Below are 16,265 nucleotides of genomic sequence, written 5' to 3'. Positions count from 1 at the left end.
GGAAGCGCTCGACCGCAAGCACAGCGCCCTGCGCCAAGCCATGGGACCGGTGATCGCCGCCGCCCTGGCCGAGGCTTCGGTGGTAGAGGTGATGGTCAATCCAGACGGCGCGATCTGGGTCGAGCGGATCGGCCAGGGCCGGGTCTTCAGCGGGGAGCGCATGGCGCCGGCCGACGCCGAGCGGATCCTGCGGCTGGTGGCCGACCATGTGGGCGAGGTGGTCACCCGTGACCAGCCCTTGGTCAGCGCCACCCTGCCCAGGTCAGGCGAGCGCTTTCAGGGCGTGTTCATGCCGGTGTCGACCGCGCCGGCCTTCACCATCCGAAAGCGGCCGGAGGTGATCTTCACCCTCGACGACTATGTGAAGACGGGCGTCATGACCGACGCGCAGGCCCAAGCGCTGCGCGCGGCCGCCAAGGGCCGCGACAACATCCTGATCGCCGGGGGCACGGGCAGCGGCAAGACCACCCTGGCCAATGCGGTTCTGGCCGAGCCCGCCTTCGCCGCCGATCGGGTGCTGATCGCCGAGGACACGCCTGAACTGCAGTGCTCGGCCAAGGATCAGATCGCCCTGGTGACCAAGCGCACGGAGCCGGCGGTGACCATGGCCGATCTGGTTCGAGCCGCGCTGCGCCTGCGCCCGGACCGCATCATCATCGGCGAGGTCCGCGACGGCAGCGCGCTCGACATGCTCAAGGCCTGGAACACCGGGCATCCCGGCGGCCTGGCCACGCTTCACGCCAACAGCGCGCGAGAGGCGCTCAGCCGCCTGGAAGACCTGATCGGCGAGGTCGCGCCGCGTGTGCCCCATCGGGCGATCGGCCAGGCCGTCAACCTGGTGGCGTTCATCCGTCGCGCGCCGGCCGGCCGGTGTCTGGAGAGCCTCGTTCGGGTCGAGGGCTGGATTGACGGCGATTACCGCCTGACGCCCATCGCGCAATGACGTCCGAAACTTGTATACAAATTTCGGACGCTCTGTGGGTTGCCAATGTCCGAAATTTGTCTACACATTTCGGACATGACCAGCGGCCGATCACAACTGACCTCTACCATGGACGACCGGATCGCCAAGGCGGCCGGCCGCCAGGTGTGGACGCCGTCGGACTTCACCGACCTCGGCGGTCGCGACGCTGTGGACAAGGCGCTGCAACGCCGGCTGGCGCAGGGCGTGCTGCGCCGGATCGACCGGGGACTCTACGACAAACCCAAGCTCAACAGCCTGACCCAGCAGCTGAGTCCGCCCGACCCGGCCGCCGTGATCGACGCGGTGGCCCGCCGCGACCACATCCGGCTGCTGATCGACGGCATGACGGCGGCCAACGACCTGGGCTTCACCAACGCCGTGCCGGCCAAGATCGTGGTCCATGCCGACGCGCGGCTGCGGTCGATAAAGCTTGGCCAGATGGCCATCACCTTCCGGCCGACCGCGGCCAGCAAGCTCTATTGGGCCGGCCGGCCAGCCATGCGCCTGGTCCAGGCGCTGCACTGGCTGCGCGACACGCTTGGCCAGGACGACGTCGGCCAGGACTACGCGCGGCGGGTGGGCAATCTGCTCGCCGATCCCAAGACGGGGCCGGCGCTGCGCCGGGACCTGGCCGACGGATTCGCCGCCCTGCCCAGCTGGATGCAGGACCTGATCCGCCCGCACATCGCCGATGAGTTGGCCCAGGCGCCGGCGCCATGATGAATCCAGCCTTCGATCAGGTCATCGGCGCCGACGCCGAAACGCGCCTTGGCCTGTTCAACACCACGGCCCAGCGGCTGGGCTCCACGCCCTCGAACATCGAGAAGGACTTCTGGGTCTGCTGGACCCTGGACGCCCTGTTCAACGGCCTGCCCGCCGAGCCGCGCCTGCTGTTCAAGGGCGGCACCTCGCTCTCCAAGGGGTTTGGGCTGATCAGCCGCTTCTCCGAGGACATCGACGTGACGGTGTTCCGGGCGGACCTGGACTCGACGACCACCATCGCCCAACTGCAGGCCATGGGCTCCAATGAGCGCAAGCGTTGGCTCGAGGCGCTGCGGGCCCGGTGCGCCGACTATATCCAGGGCGAACTGCGCGAGCGTCTTGTCGCACTGACGGTCGCCTGCGCCGCGTGCAACGGCCTGGACGCCGGAGCCTTCGCCGTCGACATCGACCTGGACGACCAGGATGGCCAGAGCCTGCTTCTGCGCTACCCGGCCGTGACGGCCGACGACCCTTATGTTCACAAGCTGGTCAAGATCGAGAGCGGGGCCAAGTCGGCCCTGGATCCGCACCAGCCCAGGACCATCAGACCCTATGCGGACGAAGATCTGCCGGGCGCGGATCTGGCCGTGGCCGGCGTCGTCACGGTCGATCCGGAACGCACCTTCTGGGACAAGGTGGTGATCCTGCACGGCTTGCGGCGGGCCTTCGACGCCAAGGGCGTGTTGCGGGGCGAGGGCCAGCGGGTCTCGCGCCACTACTACGACATCCATCGGCTGATGGAGAGCCCGGCGGCCCGGGGCGCCCTGGGCGCCCAAGCCCTGGGCGCCGACTGCGTGGCCCACGCGCGCCTGTTCTTCAACCGCCCCGACGCCGACCTGGCCTCGGCTCAGCCGGGGAGCTTCGCCCTGGCGCCGCACGACGACATGATTGTCAGGCTGGCGCGCGACTACGCGGCGATGAGCGGCATGATCTTTGGCGCTGTTCCCGACTTCGAGGCGGTGCTGTCCAGCGTCACGCGGCTGGAGGCAATGCTGAACGCGCCGGCCGCGACCTAGCCGGGGATGGGCGCGGTTCAGCCGCGGACGGTTCGGAAGGTCACCGAGTAGCGCAGGGCCTCGACGTCGGGGATGGAGTGCTGCCAGTCGCTGCGCGAGGGGCCGCTCATCAGATAGCCGAGCGCGGCGCGGCGATGATCGAGGCGCGCTCCCAGCCGGCCCCGGCCCTGCGACGCGGGCGGAAGTTGCAGGGCGACAGCAGCGAGACGCCGGCGACGGCCACGGCCCGCGGACGGTCGCGGTGTCAGCCTATGTCGGCGCCGGGCGAGTACTCGGTGACCAGGGCGTGGCGGAAGCTCTCGGCGGCCAGGCCGGTGAGAGCGGCCACCCTTTCCATCAGGGGCTTCAAAAGGGCGGGGATCGGCTCGCTGGTCTCGACCATCATGCCCGCCTCGTCCTGGCGCCAGCCGAAGCCGGCGATGCGGCGATTGCCGAAATAGCCCAGGTGCTCATAGGGCTTGAACGGCAGGCCCTGGACGCTGGCGACCAGGTCGCGCTGCTCCTGCGGGCTCACCAGGTTCTCCTGATAGCGGAACCCTTCGGGCAGGGATTTCCTGGGTGCCAGGGGCAGGTCGAACAGGCGGGGCTGGGCGTCCATCGGCTTCCTCAGCAGAAATTGCGCGAGCATTTGGCCTAGGCCATGTCGCCCGGATCGTTGGCGCGGCTTTCCAGGCCGCTGAGCACGTCGCGCAGGTCGTGGAGCTTGTAGGCGACCAGGTGGACCACCTCGCCCTCGCGTTGGATGCGACCGTCTACCCCGATCAGGTGGGCGCCGAGCGCGATGGGACGCTGCTTCTCGTAGAGGGTCTTCCAGATCACCAGATTGGCCACGCCGGTCTCGTCCTCGATGGTCATGAACATCACGCCCTTGGCGGCGCCGGGCATCTGGCGAACCAGCACCAGGCCGGCGGTCTGGACGTACTGGCCGTCCCAGGCCGTGTCCGCCGCGCGACAGGGGACGCGCTTGAGGGCGGAGAGGTCCTCGCGCAGCAGGGCCAGCGGCTGGCGGCGCAGGGTCAGGCCGACGTGGCTGTAGTCCTCGATGATCTCCCGGCCCTCGGTCATGGCCTTCAGGGCCACGTTGAGTTCGGGGCCGAAAGCGTCGGCCTTGGCCAGGTGATCGAGCGCGCCGGGACCAGGCCCGGGCGGCGCCAGACGTCCTCGACCGACCGATAAGGCTCCTCGCCCCGGGCCAGAACGAGGCGGGCGGCGTCTTCCTCCCGCAGGCCACTGATGCGGCGCAGGCCCAGGCGCACGGCCAGACGGCCCGTTTCGCCGATCGGTTTGAGCGTGCAGTCCCAGCGCGAGGGTCAATCAGCCCAGGGGTGCGACCCACGCGCGCGCCAAGGCCTGACCCAACGCCGCCAAGGGTTTGAGGCGACTCGGAAAATTTTCGCCAAGCTGAAGCTGTGACCGCTTTTGACATGCGAGGCGCTGGCAGGCGGCGCCGCGCGCCAAAAAGAAGGCCCGGCGTTCACACGCCGGGCCAGTCATAGGGAGGAAACGCCCAGGAAGGGCAGAAGCGAGCATCGCTTCACGCTTCAAGCCTTACGCTCGACCCTGGCGGGTGGAAACGGAGAAAACCTGCGGGAGCTTCAAGCGCTTGACGCGTGGCGTTCCCCCCGGGGTGGTCCGCGACGGAAGGACCACGCGAGGTTAGGACGACATCCGAGTATTTTTTCCAAGCGCGAACATCTTGACGCATTTCGAGGTCGACCTAATTCATCGCTTGCTTGCCGGGCGCCGACAGGGCCCGGCGCGTGGGGTGCTTGGCGCTTCGCTCAGCGCCCCTCATGTCCAACTTGCTTTCGAGGAGATGGAAATGAGCACCGCGTTTGATTTTACCCCCCTCTATAGCTCGATGATCGGCGTCGACCGGATGGTCGATCTGGTCGAGACCGCGCTGCGCACCGGCGCCAGCACGTCCTATCCGCCGTACGATATCGAAAGGACGGGCGAGGACGCCTATCGCATCTCGCTGGCGGTCGCCGGTTTCGCGCCAGCGGATCTGGAGATCACGACCGAGCCTAATCTCTTGGTGATCCGAGGACAGAAGGCGGCGAGCGAGGGTCAGGGCGCGCGAACATTCCTCCACCAAGGCTTGGCCCAGCGCGCCTTCGAGCGCCGGTTCGAGCTGGCCGACTACGTGATCGTCAAGGACGCGACCCACGCCCATGGCGTCTTGTCGATCGACCTCGCACGCGAGGTGCCCGAAGCTCTGAAGCCCAGGCAGATTCGCATTGCCGTGGGCGCGGACCTACGCGCGCTGCCTCTCGAGCCCGCGAAGACGCGGAAGGCCGCCTAGGAGACGGGCCATGCGCACGGACATTTGGAACGATCGGGCGCGTCCATGGCCTGTGCGGCCCGCTGTCGGCTTTCTCCATCCTTTGGAGGTGCTCAAGGACCAGGACCTCGATCCCGCTGAAAAGCGCGAGATCTTGGCGGCCTGGGCCTCGGACGCCAGTGCGGTGGAACATCGGCCTAGCCAGAGATGGCTTTTGGGGACGCCCGGGCCGGTGCCGCTCAGCGAAGTCCTCTCAGCGCTGAGGCGCCTGGACCGCGACACGTTCTCCTAAGCGTAGGAGTGGTCGGCCGGCCGGCGGAGGACCGGCCGCCACTTCGTCATTCTACTGTTTCTGCGTTGTAGCCATGCCTTGCTTTGTCTTTGTCGCGCCGTCGGGAGACGGCTGGATCGTTCACGGCGATTTCGACGACGGCCCCCTGGAATTCGCTACCGGCGCCCGCGCCGAGCAGGCCGCGCGTGACCTTTGTCACCGATTGTCCGACGCGGGCGAGCCGGTGGTTTTGGAAATCCGCCTGGGCAACGGCGAACGCGCTGGACGTTTCCTCTTTCCAGCCTATCTGGCCGAACCCACGATGCCCGTGGCGCTGCGGGCCTAGCCTGGTCTAGGCGGCCACCGACGTGGCCGCCGCACGCATTCGGCGCAGGGCGGCGGTCAGGTCGCCGAGCGCCAGCGCAAACGGCGATCCGTTGCGAAGCGATCTTTGCGCCTCGACCCATTGGCCGCGGCTGATCAGGTCGGCGACCCCCGCGGCCTCGTGGTGGAAGGCGCGATGCGCCTCGATCAGTCCCAGGAAGGCGTGGTTGCCGGCCCAGCGCCGGGCGCCTTCGCCATGCAGCCAGCACCCGCTCGGGCAAAGACGATCCGATCGCAAAGTCGCGGGATCGATCGCTTGGCGCTCGGCAATGGCCGCGACGAGCGCATCGCGGATTTGACTGTGTTGCTTTGCGTGTTCCTGAAAATCCATGACCAAACCTCTCGGCTCAATCCGATACCCCTCGGTTATCGCACGTGATGGTTTCCGCCCGGTTTTCAGCGGTCGCTTGTCCACAGAATTAGCGGCGGGATCAGCCGCACCGCCTGGCCGTTAAGGTTGGCAAAGGAGACGCCATGGCCACGACCAACTCCAAGGATGATCCCAAGGCCAAGCTCTCCAGATACCAGGAGATGCGCCCGCACGCCCGGACGTTCCGTCCGATCGGAAGAAAGGCGCGAGCCTTCGCGCGTGTCTGGACGCCGCTCGCGGAACAGAATCGCGTCGCTGCGGATTCGATTTTTAAGCAGGGAGATTTTTGCATGCCCAAACGCGAACTGATCGAACCCACCCCCGGTGACAAGCGCTACGTGCGCCGCGACAACCAGGGCCACTTCAGCGAAGAAGTGGACGTGGGTAAGTCCTCTGCGGCGGACCAGCGGCGCCACTCGACCCATGACGCCGGTCCCGGCCAGGGCGACAAGGGCGACCGCCAAAAGACCTAAGGCGCGCTCATGCCGTCAGCTCTGATCAAAAGCTACATCTACGATCCGGCGGGCGCGACCCTGACGATCATCTTCGTCAGCGGTCGCGCCTACGCCTATGCCGATGCGCCCAAGGACGTGGCCGAAGGCCTGCGCTTGGCGTTCGCCAAGGTCGAATACTTCAACAAGAACATCCGCGACCGCTTCGCCCATAGCGCGCTGTAGCGCCCGCGACGAACCGCCGCCGTCGCTTGAGCGAAGATCATCCCCAATATCCAAGCCATGGCCAAACCAGCGACGCGACCCGTCGAGTCCGCAGCGGAAGACACCCCGTCGGCCGCGCAGATCCTGCAGTTCGAGATCGCCGCCCGTCGCGAGCGTTTCGAGAGCTATGCGGCGGCCACCCGCCAAGTCGTGACCTATGAACTGAAGCTGCCCAACGAGGCCGTTGTGGCGGCGGTCGGCGCGCCTGACCATCTGCGTGACGCGCGCGACCAACTGCAGCTCGTCGTGGCCCTGACCGGCGGGGCGGTCGCGAAGTTTCCCGGCGGCCTGATCGCTCGCGTGCCGATGCCGGCGGTCGGCCGGTTCGAGACCTTGGCCAAGCCGCTGCTCGAAGCCTTCCTGGTGGCGATGCGCCTTGACGAAGCCCCCTGCGCCTAGCACCCGAGGGCGCCCAACGAGGCTCGCCGCCGATGCGGTCAGGCGGGCAGGTCGATGGAGTCGGCTTCCTGGGCCAGGCGTTCAGACGTCTTAAACTCGCGGCGCTTGAACGCCGCCGTCGCCGCTCGGCGCAGCAACTGATGCGCGGCGACCGGAAAACGACGGCGCAGCTTGCCCGCCCAAAGCTCGGCCTTTTCGGCGTCGACCTTGATGTCGTCGGGCCGGCTCAGGATCATGCGGCTGGCCTCGGCCAAGGCAGGCCATTGCATCAGAAAGTCCAGGACCTGCTCGAAGTCGGCGTGCTGGGCGGCGTAATCAAAGGCCTGGGCTTCGGCCGCCACGTCGTCGAAATCGTCGAGCGCCCCGGCGAAGGCCTTGGCCCGACCGATGTCGAGGGTTCTCTGAAACGAGGCCCAGCGGATCGCCTGGGCGGCTTCGGCTTGGCCGGCGGCCTGAAGATAGTCGATCCAGGCGGTCTCCCAGTCGAAGTCCGGCGCAGGGAGCCGACCCAGAAGGCCCGGCTTGGGCGCGGCTTGGCGCAACGCCTCCCCGGCGTCGTCGAGCTCGCCGACCGCGAGATGGCGTCGGGCGATCTGGACCGCGACCGCCGGGGTCTTCAGGGCGGCGGGACTATAGGTCGACTTGACCGCCTCGATGTCGCCGGCGGCGTCGGCGAGATGGCGCAGGACCAAGGACCAGCCCGGCGCACTGACCTTCAGGGCCAGGGCCAGGGCCTCGACGAGCGCCAAGGCGGCTGTGGCGGGTAGCACCGGTTCGAGAGCGGCGGGCAGCCATCGGGCCCAGCCCTGGGGGCGGGCCGCGGCGGCTTCGACCAGGGCGTTGGCGGTCAGTTGGGGATCGCGCAGAGCCAACAGGTGGCCAAGGTCGGCGGCCGCCCGAAGGTAGACGGCCTCCACGGCGTCCTCGCGCTCGCGAAGGCGGCGTCCGACCTGGGGCTCGGCGGCTAGGAAACGCCACAAGCGTTCGGCGGCGGCGTCGGATTCGCCGCGCGCCAGACGGACGATCAGCGCGCGCAGGGCGTCGAGGTCGCGGATGAAGGCCGGCTTCTGGCGCCAGGTGATCTGGCCCTTGCTGGTCTCGAAAGCCTGCAGCCGCTTGTCGATCTCGGGAACGAGGTGTTCGGGACCAAGATCGGCGGCCAGCTCCATGCGCAGCCGGCGCTTGAGGTCGACGCGCGTCTCGGCCACCTCGGCCAGGATTCCGGCCAGGCGCTCGGCCCCAAGACCGATGAGGTTCTCAGGCGTGACCTTCTTGAGGCTGGCGGCGGACGGCTTCTTCATTGTGGCGAGGTGCGCGGCATGGCGGGATAACGCCCGCGCTAGCGCGCCGTTCAGCGCCTACCGCAGCTGGCTGTCCTTGCTGCCCCGACGGTTGATGGCGCTGAACACCACACGAGCGTCGCGTCCTGATTGGCACTCCACGCAGGTGCGCGCCCCGGGCAGGGCCTTGCGCCGCGCCTCGGGGATCGGTTCACCGCACTCGTCGCAGAACGCCGCGCCGTCGCCGGACGGCAGACGCGCGCGCGCCGACAGGACGCCGTCGGTGATCGTGTCGGTAATCTGGTCAAGTACGCCGTCGGCATGCGTCCAACCGGTCGCCATGGTCGTCGAAATCCTCTTTGTGGTGAGCCACTTAGATAGGAAATCTGAACCGGCGGACCAGGGGCTGGGGACCGGCGAATTGCCGCAGCGACGCTCATGGGTCAGCAATCCACCGACCTGCAGTCGCAACCAGCGGGTCCGGTCAGGATTCTCCGGCGGGTGCGCTGACGCCGTTCTCGGTCTTCAACCAGATCCTGGCATGCCACCAGCCGCGTGGCGCGGCCTCGGGATGACCCACGGCGTCGACGAACATCTCCACACACTCGGCCCGGGGATGCTCGGTCAAGGCCTGGCACGGTTTGCCCGGTCCATGCAGCTCGACCTCCGGCGGCCGCTCTGGCGCCTGGGCGATGCGCGTCAGAGGTGCGTCGATGGCGTCGTCGATGAAGACCATAAAGCCACCGTCGACGAGGGCCTCGACGTGGCGCACCCACGGGTGGGTGGTGAGAAATCGAGGATCGCCGAGGCCGCTTCAAGCTCCACGGCGGTCAGCGGCTCGGCGGTGACATGGCGGACGTGTTCCGTGGAACAAATATAGAACAAAATGTTTCAGAGGGCGAGTCTCGTCCAGACCGAGGCCACCGCTATCGGTCCAGATGAATCCAGGCGGGCGCATGGTCGCTGGCGTCTTCCTGCCCGCGGACCCAGCGATCGACGCCGGCGTCGGCCAGCTGATCGGCCAGGTCAGGGGTCAGCAGGAGGTGATCGAGGCGAAGGCCCTGGTCGTTGGGCCAGCGGTTGCGCAGATAGGCCCAGAACGTCCAGGGCGGGGCTTTTGGGTGCTGGGCCTGAAGCGCGTCGGTCCAGCCCTGGTCCAGGAGGCGCTGGTAGGCGGCCCGCACTTGAGGCTGCAACAGGGCGTCGTCCTGCCAGCGGTGCGGCTGGTAGATGTCGGCCTCCGTGGGCACGACATTGTAGTCGCCGGCCAGGATCACTGGGGCGCCGGTCGCTCTTAGCTCGGCGGCGTGGGCGATAAGGCGCTCGAACCACGCCAGCTTGTAGTCGTACTTGGGGCCAGGCCTGGGATTGCCGTTGGGCAAGTAAATCGAGGCGACCAGCACGCCGTTCACCGCCGCCTCGATGTAGCGAGCCTGGTTGTCGGCGCGGTCGCCGGGCAGGGCGGTCCGGGTCACGACCGGCGCGGCGCCGCGCGCCAGGATCGCTACGCCGTTCCAAGTCGGTTGACCTTTCCAGGCCGCGTGATAGCCAAGCTGCTCCAGCGGCTCAGCTGGAAAGGCTTTGTCCTCGGTCTTCAACTCCTGCAGACAGACGATGTCGGGCTCGGACTCGGCCAGCCAGTCGATCAGGTTGTCCAGCCGTTTGCGGACGTTGTTGATGTTGAAGGTGGCGATGCGCACGCCCCCTAAATCGCAAGGCAGGCCAGACGTTCCGGCCTTAACCACCGGTCTGTCGTAAACGTGACCGATGAAGCTTCGGACCTTTGCTAAGCTCAAGCATGGCTTCCGTGGAGACCTTCACCTTCGTCTGCCTGGCTCCTAAACAAGAAGCCACGCACGTCGATATCCAGGCCCTGACGCGCGACGCGGTTCGGGCTCATGCCTTCGGCCTGCTGCGAGAGCACGCCAGCGCCGAGACAATCGAGGTCTGGCGGGAGGACGCCATCGTGGCGGCCATCGACCGCGACGGCGTGCGTACCTGGCCCCCGGTTCTCGATCCGTCCCGAACGACCATGGCCGCCGACGAAGCCCGGCAGGATCAATCCTCGTAGGGATAGGTGACCTGCGAGAGGCGGGCGGCCGGCGTGTCCTTGATCTCCCGCCATAGGCGCTCGAGCAGCAGACCTTGATAGATGGCCTGTTCCCGGGCAGCCAGACCCATTTCCAGGCTGGCGGACAACGCCTCGCGGGCGGCCCATGCGGCAGAGCTGGACTCCACGGCGATCAGCTTGTGGATCTCCATGGCGGCGTGGGCGGCTCGGCGCACCGATCCCTCCTGCGGGGCCACCAGCTCGGCCATCATCCAGGTTTCGCCGCTGTGCCGGCCAGATTAAGCTTGGCCTGCACGACGGCCTCTGGAATGCGCCTATCAAGACTTGGCGCGGGTCCAAGGCCGGCGTCCGTGACCGGGTGCTCGCCGGCCTAATCAAGGACCCGAGAACCGCCATCTGACGATCGACAGCATCTGGTCCGCGCTCGCCAACAGGCCGTGACCAAGAAGGGTGGCCCGGATCAGGCTCTAGGGTGCTCCCGAGGCGAGCGGGCCATCAAGAACCATCGGGCGAGCCGATGCCGCAGGCCAATGCAACCGTTTGCCGCCGACGCTAGGCCGGAGCGGCAACGCTGGCGCGCGGACTTCCAGTCCCAGACGGTGTTGACTGGCACAGCCTACCATCCTGTCGTTGAGGCGTGCGATGCGCGGCAACAGCTTCAGCTTAGCGAGTGTCCGTTGAGCCTCAGTTCGTCGGTTCGGCCTTGTTCAGCACCGGCGCGCCCGCTGCAGGCTGGTGCGAGCGCAGGGGCAGGGCCGGGATGAACAGGATCGTCACCAGGCCGGCGGCGATCACGAACAGAGCCGCGACCATCACGCCGCTGACCGCTTGGATCAGGGCGCTTTGCAGGAACGGATCAGCATGAGCCGCTTGACCGGTGGCGGCGGCCTTGATCGCCATTCCTTCGAGCTTTCCCAGATCCAGGCCCCCGCCCGGTAAGTTGGCCAGGCGCGCGGTCAGCAGGGTCCCGGCCAGGGCCGCGCCGACGGTCGAGCCGATCTGGCGGAAGAACTGGTTGGAGCTGGTGGCCACGCCCAGGTCGCGCGGATCGACGGCGTTTTGGGTGGCGATGTTGAACAGGCTCTGACCGGGTCCGAGACCCAGACCCACGAAGGCCAGCAGCAGGCACAGCATGCCAAGGTGCGTGATCTTCGACAGGTCGTGCAGCGTGAAGACTCCGACCAGCAGGATGGTCGCGCCGGCCAGCATGAAGGGCTTGTACTGGCCGGTCTTGGTGACCAGCTGGCCGGCGATGGTGCTGCCGGCGATCAGCCCGGCCATCAGCGGCAGCATGGTCATGCCGCTGACCGTGGCCGGTACGCCCCGGCCCAGCTGCAGGAACAGCGGCAGGAACATCACCACGCCCATGAAGGCCATGGAGATCAGGAAGCCGGCTAGGTTCGCCGTCGTGAACACCCGGTTCTGGAACAGGTGCATCGGCAGGATCGGGTTGCTGACCTTGGTCTCGACGAAGACGAAGGCGGCCAGGGAGGCGGCGGCCAGGGCGAAGAGCCCCAGGCTCTGCGGCGAGCTCCACGCGAAGTCATGGCCGCCCAGGCTGAGCGCCAGCAGCAGCGGCACGAAGGCGGCGATCAGCAGGGCCGCGCCCAGGAAGTCGATCTTGCCCGAGCGGCGATGCTCCAGCGGCGGCATCTTCACGATGACCATGAACAGCGACAGCAAGCTGAGCGGCAGGTTGACGTAGAACACCCAGCGCCAGCCGGCGACCGTGTGGGTCCCGATCTGCACCGTGCCGTGGTCGGTGAAATAGCCGCCGATGATGGGACCCAGCACGCTGGCCAGGCCAAAGACCGAGCCGAAGATGCCGGCGAACTTGCCTCGCTCGCGCGGCGGATACAGGTCGGCGATGATGGCGAAGGCGGTGGTGAACAGCGCGCCGCCGCCGATGCCCTGCAGGGCGCGGAAGACGATCAGCTGGACCATGCCTGGCATGCCCAGCACCGTGCCGAACTCGCCCGACAGGCCTGACAGCCACGAGCCGGCCAGGAAGATGGTGATGCCGGTGATCAGCACGGGCTTGCGGCCGAAGATGTCGCCGAGCTTGCCCCAGATCGGCACCATGACCGTAGAGCTCAGCAGATAGGCCGTCGTCACCCAGGAATAGAGGTTGAGGCCGTTCAGCTCGGAGATGATGCGCGGCATGGCCGTCGAGACGATCGTCTGGTCCAGCGCGCTGAGCAGGAACACGATCATCAGCGCCGCCAGGGTCAGGCGGCGATCCGCATCGGTGAAGGTCTGGGAAGTCATCAGTTCCTCGAGCGGAGATAGGTCGAGACCCGCTGTGAGACCAGGCGGCCGGGGCCGCCGGAGACGCCGCCGCCGGGGTGGATGCCCGCGCCGCCCAGGAAGAAGCCCGGCACGAGAGGTGCGGGGCCGCCAAGGCCCACCGCCGGTCGGCGACTACCACTGCGCAGGGCGCCGAAGTCGACATGGGTGACGCAGCCTTTGGTGACGTTGGCGCGCACCGCACGTTCTGGGCAGGTTTCGAACCAGCGGCCCAGCTCACTTTCGAAGCCGTCATAGAATTCCGCCGCGCGCGCGATGATGGCTTCGGCCGCGGGAGCCTTGGCGACCGCCCACCCCTCGTTCACCTCCACTGGAAAAATGGGCAGGTAGATGTAGGCGGTTCCCTGTCCCGCAGGCGCCTGGCTCGGGTCCCAATTGGTCGCGGCCGAGACGGAGAAGACGGGCGACGAAGGGGTAAGGCCACGCCGGGCCTGCGCCAACGCTAAGCGAAGTTCGTCGGCGGTTCCGATCAGACCCACCGCCTGGTTAAGATCGACGCCATCATGACGTTGATCTTGGTGCCGTTTCAGGCGGAAGGGGCGGGACGAAGCCAGGTTGATCAGAGAAGGTCCAACATTGGCGCGGTGCGCCGGGGCGTATTCTAGGCGGGTCCGGGTGACGCGATCCAAACCGCCTGGCGTGGTCAGTCGCGCCGCCGTCTGAGGGTCGCAGGTAGCGATGACGGCCATGGCTTCAAGGCGGCGCCCGTCCGCCAGGCGGACGCCACGCGCCTCGCCGTCGCCGATAATTATCTCGGTCACCTCCGCGTCCAGAACTAACTCTCCGCCGCTGGCGGCGTAGGCTCGGACGAGCGTGTCGGCCAGCATACGCATGCCGCCGATCGGCTTGGAGACACCGACGCGGTGCAACAGCCCGAACAAGGCATAGGCCACAGCGTTGCCATCGGTGTCGAAGGGACCTGCGCCGGCGACCACTCCCAGCAGCAGGGCCTGAGCCGCGTCGCTCTCAAACCACTCGGCCGCGAGCTGGTCGGCGGGCGCGGCGCTGATTAGCTGCAACTTATCCTTCAATCGACGATTGCGGATGGCCGCCTTGGCGATGTCCAGATATTTGCTTGGTTTCGTGACGCCGGGATCGCCTTTGTTCATCGCTCCGGCGAAGTCGAGCAAAGCGTCGATGAGGCCGATAAATTCAAGATAGGCCTTCGCGTCCTTCCTTGAAAACCGCGCGATATCCTCGGCTGTGCGCCTAGGATCCCTGAACAGCGCTATCGAGCCGCCGTCCGGCGCCAGGTAGGCATAGGTCGGATCGGTCTCGACCGTGTTCCAGCCGTGTTGGCGCAGGTCCAATTCGTGCATCACCGGCGAGGCGCGGATATGGATCAATTCCACCGCCCCCGTGTTGATCATATGGCCGGGCGCTTCAGGAATAACGGGATCGGAGCGTGACAAACCGCCGGCGACGGCGCTGCGCTCGAGCACCACCACCTTGCGGCCCGCCTTGGCCAGATAACTGCCGGCGACCAGACCATTGTGACCGCCGCCAACGATGATGACGTCGTACTTATCGGTCATGGCTTGTGCGATACGGCGTCGTAGGGGATCGACAAGTCCTGCCCAGCGATGAGGCTCATGAAATGTCGGATCCAGGTCCGTTACGGGTGTTACCGTTGCGGCGATCGGTTTCGCCCCAAGCCATCCAATGCGAAGGCGTGCGCGTGTCGCCGACCCGCCGCCACCGGCCCTCCTGCTGGGCCGTGATGGGAAAGCCACCGATGAAGTCCACCATACGCCCCTTAGGATCGGGCAGGAATTCCCACTCCTCGTTGTCCTCTAGGACAATACGGGCGTCCTCGGCGAAATAGCTGTCGGGCGCATGTCGTGAGACGCCCTCGATCTTGGTGGTGGTGCGCACCTCGCCCTTCTCATTCTGGAAGATGGCGTAGCCGAGGTTCTGGTGACCGACGATGAAGGAGCCCACGTCGTAGCTGCCGTCATCGTAAACGGTGGCGAAGTTCCACCAGATGACGTGCATCCCGTTATTCACCACCAGATCCTTCTGGTAGTGGATCGCCCCGCCCTCGGCCAGATAGGCCTGGTCGATCGAGATGACGCCCTTGACCGGTCTGCCGAGGCAATGACCGGTGACTTCGTACATCTGAGCCACATAGAAGGTGCCCCAATCCACCCCCGGAAGGTACCATTGCATGCCGCTACCGAGCAGGCGGCCACCGACCTCGAACAGGCCTTCTTCGACCCAGTCCATGCGCGCGCCCGAAGCCGAAAGTCGCCAAGGCGCGCCGGCGTCCTCGGGCTGTGACCGCCAGGTGCAGATATCGCCTTCCAAGGTTTGAATGGGGCGGGCGGTTTGGGCCTGGGCGGCCATCCGCGGCCGATCCATTTTCAAGTTCGCGCCGTCAAGCCGTGTGGACTGGTAGAAGAAGGTCGTGGGGTTGGGCGTGCCGCTGGGCGACATGACAGAGCGAACCGCAGCGTAGATGTGGCCTTCGTCGTCGCGCAGGCAGCCGAACGGAATGGTCTTGTTCAAGACCAGGCCAAAGTAGCCCCGGACGCTATTGAGCGCTTCGCCGCTGACTTTGTGAGGCCCAACCAGAACCTGGTAGCCGAAATCCGCGCGCGGCGGAATTTGGCGATGATAACGCATCCTGGCTCTGCTCCTCTGACCGGCCGCGAACCGGCCTTGTTTCTGAGCCGGCACCATCCCCGTCGTCACTAACCGCAGCAACCTGTTCCATTTGACCGCGGGTCAAACCGCGTGCATCTCTGCGCACCAAACAATGTACGGCGACCGTCTGGTGACGACCGACAACATCAATCTGGGAGTGAAGGCGCGGGGGCGATCTTCGAGCAAGGCCGACACCATCGCGCGGCTGCTGGAGGCCGCGCGGCGTGAGTTCGCCATCAACGGCATCGCGCGCGCGAACATGGAAACCATCGCCCGCTCAGCGGGCGTGACCAAACAGCTCCTCTACCAATACTACGAGAGCAAACACCACCTGTTCTCCGCAGTGCTTGATCAGACCTCGGGTGTGGTCATGACCGAGTTGCTGGCCACCAATTTTGACGATCTACCGCCGGTACAGGCGCTGCAGGCTTTCACCGACGCGGTGTTTGATCAATATCGCGTGGACCCGCTGCTGGGCCGCCTGGCCCGCGAGGGATTGGGCTTCCACGAAGATCACCACTCGTCCCACAATCGGTTCATCCAGCTGAAGCCAGCCCTAGCGCAAAAGCTCGAAGGCATTTTGCGGCGGGGCGAGGCGTGCGGCGACTTCCGCCAAGACCTGGATGTGCGCGCGACCCTCGCCTTGATTTCGCTCGTCATGACAGGAGGCTTCACCAACAGCTACCTGTTGTCGGTCATCCTCGAGAGAGACACCGCGACAGGTGAGGGTAGGGAAGCTTGGCGGCGCATGGCCAGCGAGTTTGTCCTCGAAGCCATCCGCCGCAAGGCCTAGTA

Annotated in this window: 23 protein-coding genes; 11 read left to right on the top strand and 12 right to left on the bottom strand. The window is 66.7% G+C overall.

Annotated elements, in window-relative coordinates:
- Positions 1–40 precede the first annotated feature (40 nt).
- The 3 genes from trbB (at position 41) to AC1RJ9_RS18840 (ending at position 2,742) form a co-directional block, all read left to right on the top strand.
- Positions 41–943 carry a P-type conjugative transfer ATPase TrbB gene (gene trbB / locus AC1RJ9_RS18850; protein ID WP_492838822.1) on the top strand — a complete coding sequence of 301 codons (903 nt, stop codon included), beginning with the start codon at positions 41–43 and terminating at the stop codon, positions 941–943.
- Positions 944–1,051: 108 nt separating this feature from the next.
- Complete coding sequence (locus AC1RJ9_RS18845; RefSeq protein ID WP_199170751.1) at positions 1,052–1,684, top strand: DUF6088 family protein; 633 nt, start codon at positions 1,052–1,054, stop codon at positions 1,682–1,684.
- Positions 1,681–2,742, top strand: coding sequence for a nucleotidyl transferase AbiEii/AbiGii toxin family protein (locus tag AC1RJ9_RS18840; protein ID WP_492838729.1), 1,062 nt, complete (start codon positions 1,681–1,683; stop codon positions 2,740–2,742). Before AC1RJ9_RS18845 ends, AC1RJ9_RS18840 begins: the two co-directional genes overlap by 4 nt.
- Before the next feature lie 244 nt (positions 2,743–2,986).
- On the opposite strand, the gene AC1RJ9_RS18835 is transcribed toward AC1RJ9_RS18840, so the two are convergent.
- Genes AC1RJ9_RS18835 through AC1RJ9_RS18825 form a run of 3 tightly spaced genes read right to left on the bottom strand, consistent with a single transcriptional unit; the run spans position 2,987 to position 3,998 of the window.
- Entirely contained in the window at positions 2,987–3,370 is a 384-nt protein-coding gene (locus AC1RJ9_RS18835) for a 2OG-Fe(II) oxygenase family protein (RefSeq protein WP_492838730.1), read from the bottom strand.
- Positions 3,371–3,375: 5 nt separating this feature from the next.
- On the bottom strand, positions 3,376–3,822 hold the full coding sequence (locus AC1RJ9_RS18830; RefSeq protein WP_492838732.1) for an OB-fold nucleic acid binding domain-containing protein: 447 nt from the start codon (positions 3,820–3,822) through the stop codon (positions 3,376–3,378).
- Positions 3,813–3,998, bottom strand: a complete 186-nt coding sequence (locus AC1RJ9_RS18825) for a helix-hairpin-helix domain-containing protein (protein ID WP_492838733.1) — start codon at positions 3,996–3,998, stop codon at positions 3,813–3,815. The genes AC1RJ9_RS18830 and AC1RJ9_RS18825 overlap by 10 nt, the downstream gene beginning before the upstream one ends.
- Before the next feature lie 440 nt (positions 3,999–4,438).
- Here AC1RJ9_RS18825 and AC1RJ9_RS18820 point away from each other — a divergent pair, with 440 nt between their 5' ends.
- The 3 genes from AC1RJ9_RS18820 to AC1RJ9_RS18810 all read left to right on the top strand — a co-directional run bounded on the left by AC1RJ9_RS18820 (position 4,439) and on the right by AC1RJ9_RS18810 (position 5,643).
- On the top strand, positions 4,439–5,047 hold the full coding sequence (locus AC1RJ9_RS18820; protein WP_492838734.1) for an Hsp20 family protein: 609 nt from the start codon (positions 4,439–4,441) through the stop codon (positions 5,045–5,047).
- Positions 5,048–5,057: 10 nt separating this feature from the next.
- Complete coding sequence (locus AC1RJ9_RS18815) at positions 5,058–5,318, top strand: hypothetical protein (protein ID WP_099582562.1); 261 nt, start codon at positions 5,058–5,060, stop codon at positions 5,316–5,318.
- 73 nt (positions 5,319–5,391) lie between these two features.
- A complete protein-coding gene (locus AC1RJ9_RS18810) occupies positions 5,392–5,643 on the top strand; it encodes a hypothetical protein (protein WP_492838736.1) in 252 nt (83 codons plus the stop codon).
- Positions 5,644–5,649: 6 nt separating this feature from the next.
- Here AC1RJ9_RS18810 and AC1RJ9_RS18805 read toward each other — a convergent pair whose 3' ends face one another.
- Entirely contained in the window at positions 5,650–6,012 is a 363-nt protein-coding gene (locus AC1RJ9_RS18805; protein WP_099582564.1) for a CZB domain-containing protein, read from the bottom strand.
- Between the two features lie 143 nt (positions 6,013–6,155).
- On the opposite strand from AC1RJ9_RS18805, the gene AC1RJ9_RS18800 reads away from it, so the two are divergent.
- From AC1RJ9_RS18800 to AC1RJ9_RS18790, 3 genes are read left to right on the top strand one after another with little or no spacing between them, the layout of a single operon-like run.
- A complete protein-coding gene (locus AC1RJ9_RS18800; protein ID WP_492838737.1) occupies positions 6,156–6,524 on the top strand; it encodes a hypothetical protein in 369 nt (122 codons plus the stop codon).
- Between the two features lie 9 nt (positions 6,525–6,533).
- Positions 6,534–6,728, top strand: a complete 195-nt coding sequence (locus tag AC1RJ9_RS18795; RefSeq protein WP_099582566.1) for a KTSC domain-containing protein — start codon at positions 6,534–6,536, stop codon at positions 6,726–6,728.
- A gap of 57 nt (positions 6,729–6,785) precedes the next feature.
- Positions 6,786–7,166: a hypothetical protein gene (locus tag AC1RJ9_RS18790; protein ID WP_492838738.1), complete on the top strand. Its 381-nt coding sequence runs from the start codon at positions 6,786–6,788 to the stop codon at positions 7,164–7,166.
- Between the two features lie 38 nt (positions 7,167–7,204).
- On the opposite strand, the gene AC1RJ9_RS18785 is transcribed toward AC1RJ9_RS18790, so the two are convergent.
- The 4 genes from AC1RJ9_RS18785 to AC1RJ9_RS18770 form a co-directional block, all read right to left on the bottom strand.
- Positions 7,205–8,467: a DUF6880 family protein gene (locus AC1RJ9_RS18785; protein WP_492838739.1), complete on the bottom strand. Its 1,263-nt coding sequence runs from the start codon at positions 8,465–8,467 to the stop codon at positions 7,205–7,207.
- A gap of 57 nt (positions 8,468–8,524) precedes the next feature.
- Positions 8,525–8,788 (bottom strand): DksA/TraR family C4-type zinc finger protein, encoded by a 264-nt coding sequence (locus tag AC1RJ9_RS18780; RefSeq protein ID WP_099504214.1) that lies wholly within the window; start codon positions 8,786–8,788, stop codon positions 8,525–8,527.
- Between the two features lie 142 nt (positions 8,789–8,930).
- Positions 8,931–9,182: a hypothetical protein gene (locus tag AC1RJ9_RS18775; protein WP_492838740.1), complete on the bottom strand. Its 252-nt coding sequence runs from the start codon at positions 9,180–9,182 to the stop codon at positions 8,931–8,933.
- Positions 9,183–9,372: 190 nt separating this feature from the next.
- The gene (locus AC1RJ9_RS18770) at positions 9,373–10,146 is read right to left on the bottom strand and encodes an exodeoxyribonuclease III (RefSeq protein WP_099582570.1); all 774 of its coding nucleotides are present in this window, start codon (positions 10,144–10,146) and stop codon (positions 9,373–9,375) included.
- Between the two features lie 98 nt (positions 10,147–10,244).
- Here AC1RJ9_RS18770 and AC1RJ9_RS18765 point away from each other — a divergent pair, with 98 nt between their 5' ends.
- Positions 10,245–10,517, top strand: a complete 273-nt coding sequence (locus tag AC1RJ9_RS18765) for a hypothetical protein (protein ID WP_099582571.1) — start codon at positions 10,245–10,247, stop codon at positions 10,515–10,517.
- Here the strand turns inward: AC1RJ9_RS18765 and AC1RJ9_RS18760 are convergent.
- The 4 genes from AC1RJ9_RS18760 to AC1RJ9_RS18745 form a co-directional block, all read right to left on the bottom strand.
- Complete coding sequence (locus AC1RJ9_RS18760) at positions 10,505–10,768, bottom strand: hypothetical protein (RefSeq protein WP_492838741.1); 264 nt, start codon at positions 10,766–10,768, stop codon at positions 10,505–10,507. The genes AC1RJ9_RS18765 and AC1RJ9_RS18760 overlap by 13 nt on opposite strands.
- Before the next feature lie 433 nt (positions 10,769–11,201).
- Positions 11,202–12,785: an MDR family MFS transporter gene (locus AC1RJ9_RS18755; RefSeq protein WP_492838742.1), complete on the bottom strand. Its 1,584-nt coding sequence runs from the start codon at positions 12,783–12,785 to the stop codon at positions 11,202–11,204.
- Complete coding sequence (locus tag AC1RJ9_RS18750; protein ID WP_099504226.1) at positions 12,785–14,359, bottom strand: phytoene desaturase family protein; 1,575 nt, start codon at positions 14,357–14,359, stop codon at positions 12,785–12,787. The genes AC1RJ9_RS18755 and AC1RJ9_RS18750 overlap by 1 nt, the downstream gene beginning before the upstream one ends.
- Before the next feature lie 55 nt (positions 14,360–14,414).
- Positions 14,415–15,449, bottom strand: a complete 1,035-nt coding sequence (locus AC1RJ9_RS18745) for a hypothetical protein (RefSeq protein ID WP_099504227.1) — start codon at positions 15,447–15,449, stop codon at positions 14,415–14,417.
- Positions 15,450–15,600: 151 nt separating this feature from the next.
- Here AC1RJ9_RS18745 and AC1RJ9_RS18740 point away from each other — a divergent pair, with 151 nt between their 5' ends.
- Positions 15,601–16,263 carry a TetR/AcrR family transcriptional regulator gene (locus AC1RJ9_RS18740; protein WP_199170752.1) on the top strand — a complete coding sequence of 221 codons (663 nt, stop codon included), beginning with the start codon at positions 15,601–15,603 and terminating at the stop codon, positions 16,261–16,263.
- The last annotated feature ends 2 nt before the right edge of the window (positions 16,264–16,265 follow it).

It is taken from the genome of Caulobacter sp. GW822-FHT07D08, from assembly GCF_058798735.1.
Note: the sequence above shows the minus strand (reverse complement) of the source record. Positions and strands in the feature narration are given on the sequence as shown.

Excerpts from the sequence above, each read along its gene's own strand:
- AC1RJ9_RS18815 (WP_099582562.1), top strand. The coding sequence starts at position 5,058 with ATGCGCACGGACATTTGGAACGATCGGGCGCGTCCATGGCCTGTGCGG.
- AC1RJ9_RS18805 (WP_099582564.1), bottom strand. The coding sequence starts at position 6,012 with ATGGATTTTCAGGAACACGCAAAGCAACACAGTCAAATCCGCGATGCG.
- AC1RJ9_RS18765 (WP_099582571.1), top strand. The coding sequence starts at position 10,245 with ATGGCTTCCGTGGAGACCTTCACCTTCGTCTGCCTGGCTCCTAAACAA.
- AC1RJ9_RS18750 (WP_099504226.1), bottom strand. The coding sequence starts at position 14,359 with ATGACCGATAAGTACGACGTCATCATCGTTGGCGGCGGTCACAATGGT.
- AC1RJ9_RS18840 (WP_492838729.1), top strand. The coding sequence starts at position 1,681 with ATGATGAATCCAGCCTTCGATCAGGTCATCGGCGCCGACGCCGAAACG.
- AC1RJ9_RS18775 (WP_492838740.1), bottom strand. The coding sequence starts at position 9,182 with ATGGTCTTCATCGACGACGCCATCGACGCACCTCTGACGCGCATCGCC.
- AC1RJ9_RS18780 (WP_099504214.1), bottom strand. The coding sequence starts at position 8,788 with ATGGCGACCGGTTGGACGCATGCCGACGGCGTACTTGACCAGATTACC.
- AC1RJ9_RS18790 (WP_492838738.1), top strand. The coding sequence starts at position 6,786 with ATGGCCAAACCAGCGACGCGACCCGTCGAGTCCGCAGCGGAAGACACC.
- AC1RJ9_RS18845 (WP_199170751.1), top strand. The coding sequence starts at position 1,052 with ATGGACGACCGGATCGCCAAGGCGGCCGGCCGCCAGGTGTGGACGCCG.
- AC1RJ9_RS18745 (WP_099504227.1), bottom strand. The coding sequence starts at position 15,449 with ATGCGTTATCATCGCCAAATTCCGCCGCGCGCGGATTTCGGCTACCAG.
- AC1RJ9_RS18800 (WP_492838737.1), top strand. The coding sequence starts at position 6,156 with ATGGCCACGACCAACTCCAAGGATGATCCCAAGGCCAAGCTCTCCAGA.
- AC1RJ9_RS18835 (WP_492838730.1), bottom strand. The coding sequence starts at position 3,370 with ATGCTCGCGCAATTTCTGCTGAGGAAGCCGATGGACGCCCAGCCCCGC.
- trbB (WP_492838822.1), top strand. The coding sequence starts at position 41 with ATGGGACCGGTGATCGCCGCCGCCCTGGCCGAGGCTTCGGTGGTAGAG.
- AC1RJ9_RS18795 (WP_099582566.1), top strand. The coding sequence starts at position 6,534 with ATGCCGTCAGCTCTGATCAAAAGCTACATCTACGATCCGGCGGGCGCG.
- AC1RJ9_RS18785 (WP_492838739.1), bottom strand. The coding sequence starts at position 8,467 with ATGAAGAAGCCGTCCGCCGCCAGCCTCAAGAAGGTCACGCCTGAGAAC.
- AC1RJ9_RS18755 (WP_492838742.1), bottom strand. The coding sequence starts at position 12,785 with ATGACTTCCCAGACCTTCACCGATGCGGATCGCCGCCTGACCCTGGCG.
- AC1RJ9_RS18760 (WP_492838741.1), bottom strand. The coding sequence starts at position 10,768 with ATGATGGCCGAGCTGGTGGCCCCGCAGGAGGGATCGGTGCGCCGAGCC.
- AC1RJ9_RS18810 (WP_492838736.1), top strand. The coding sequence starts at position 5,392 with ATGCCTTGCTTTGTCTTTGTCGCGCCGTCGGGAGACGGCTGGATCGTT.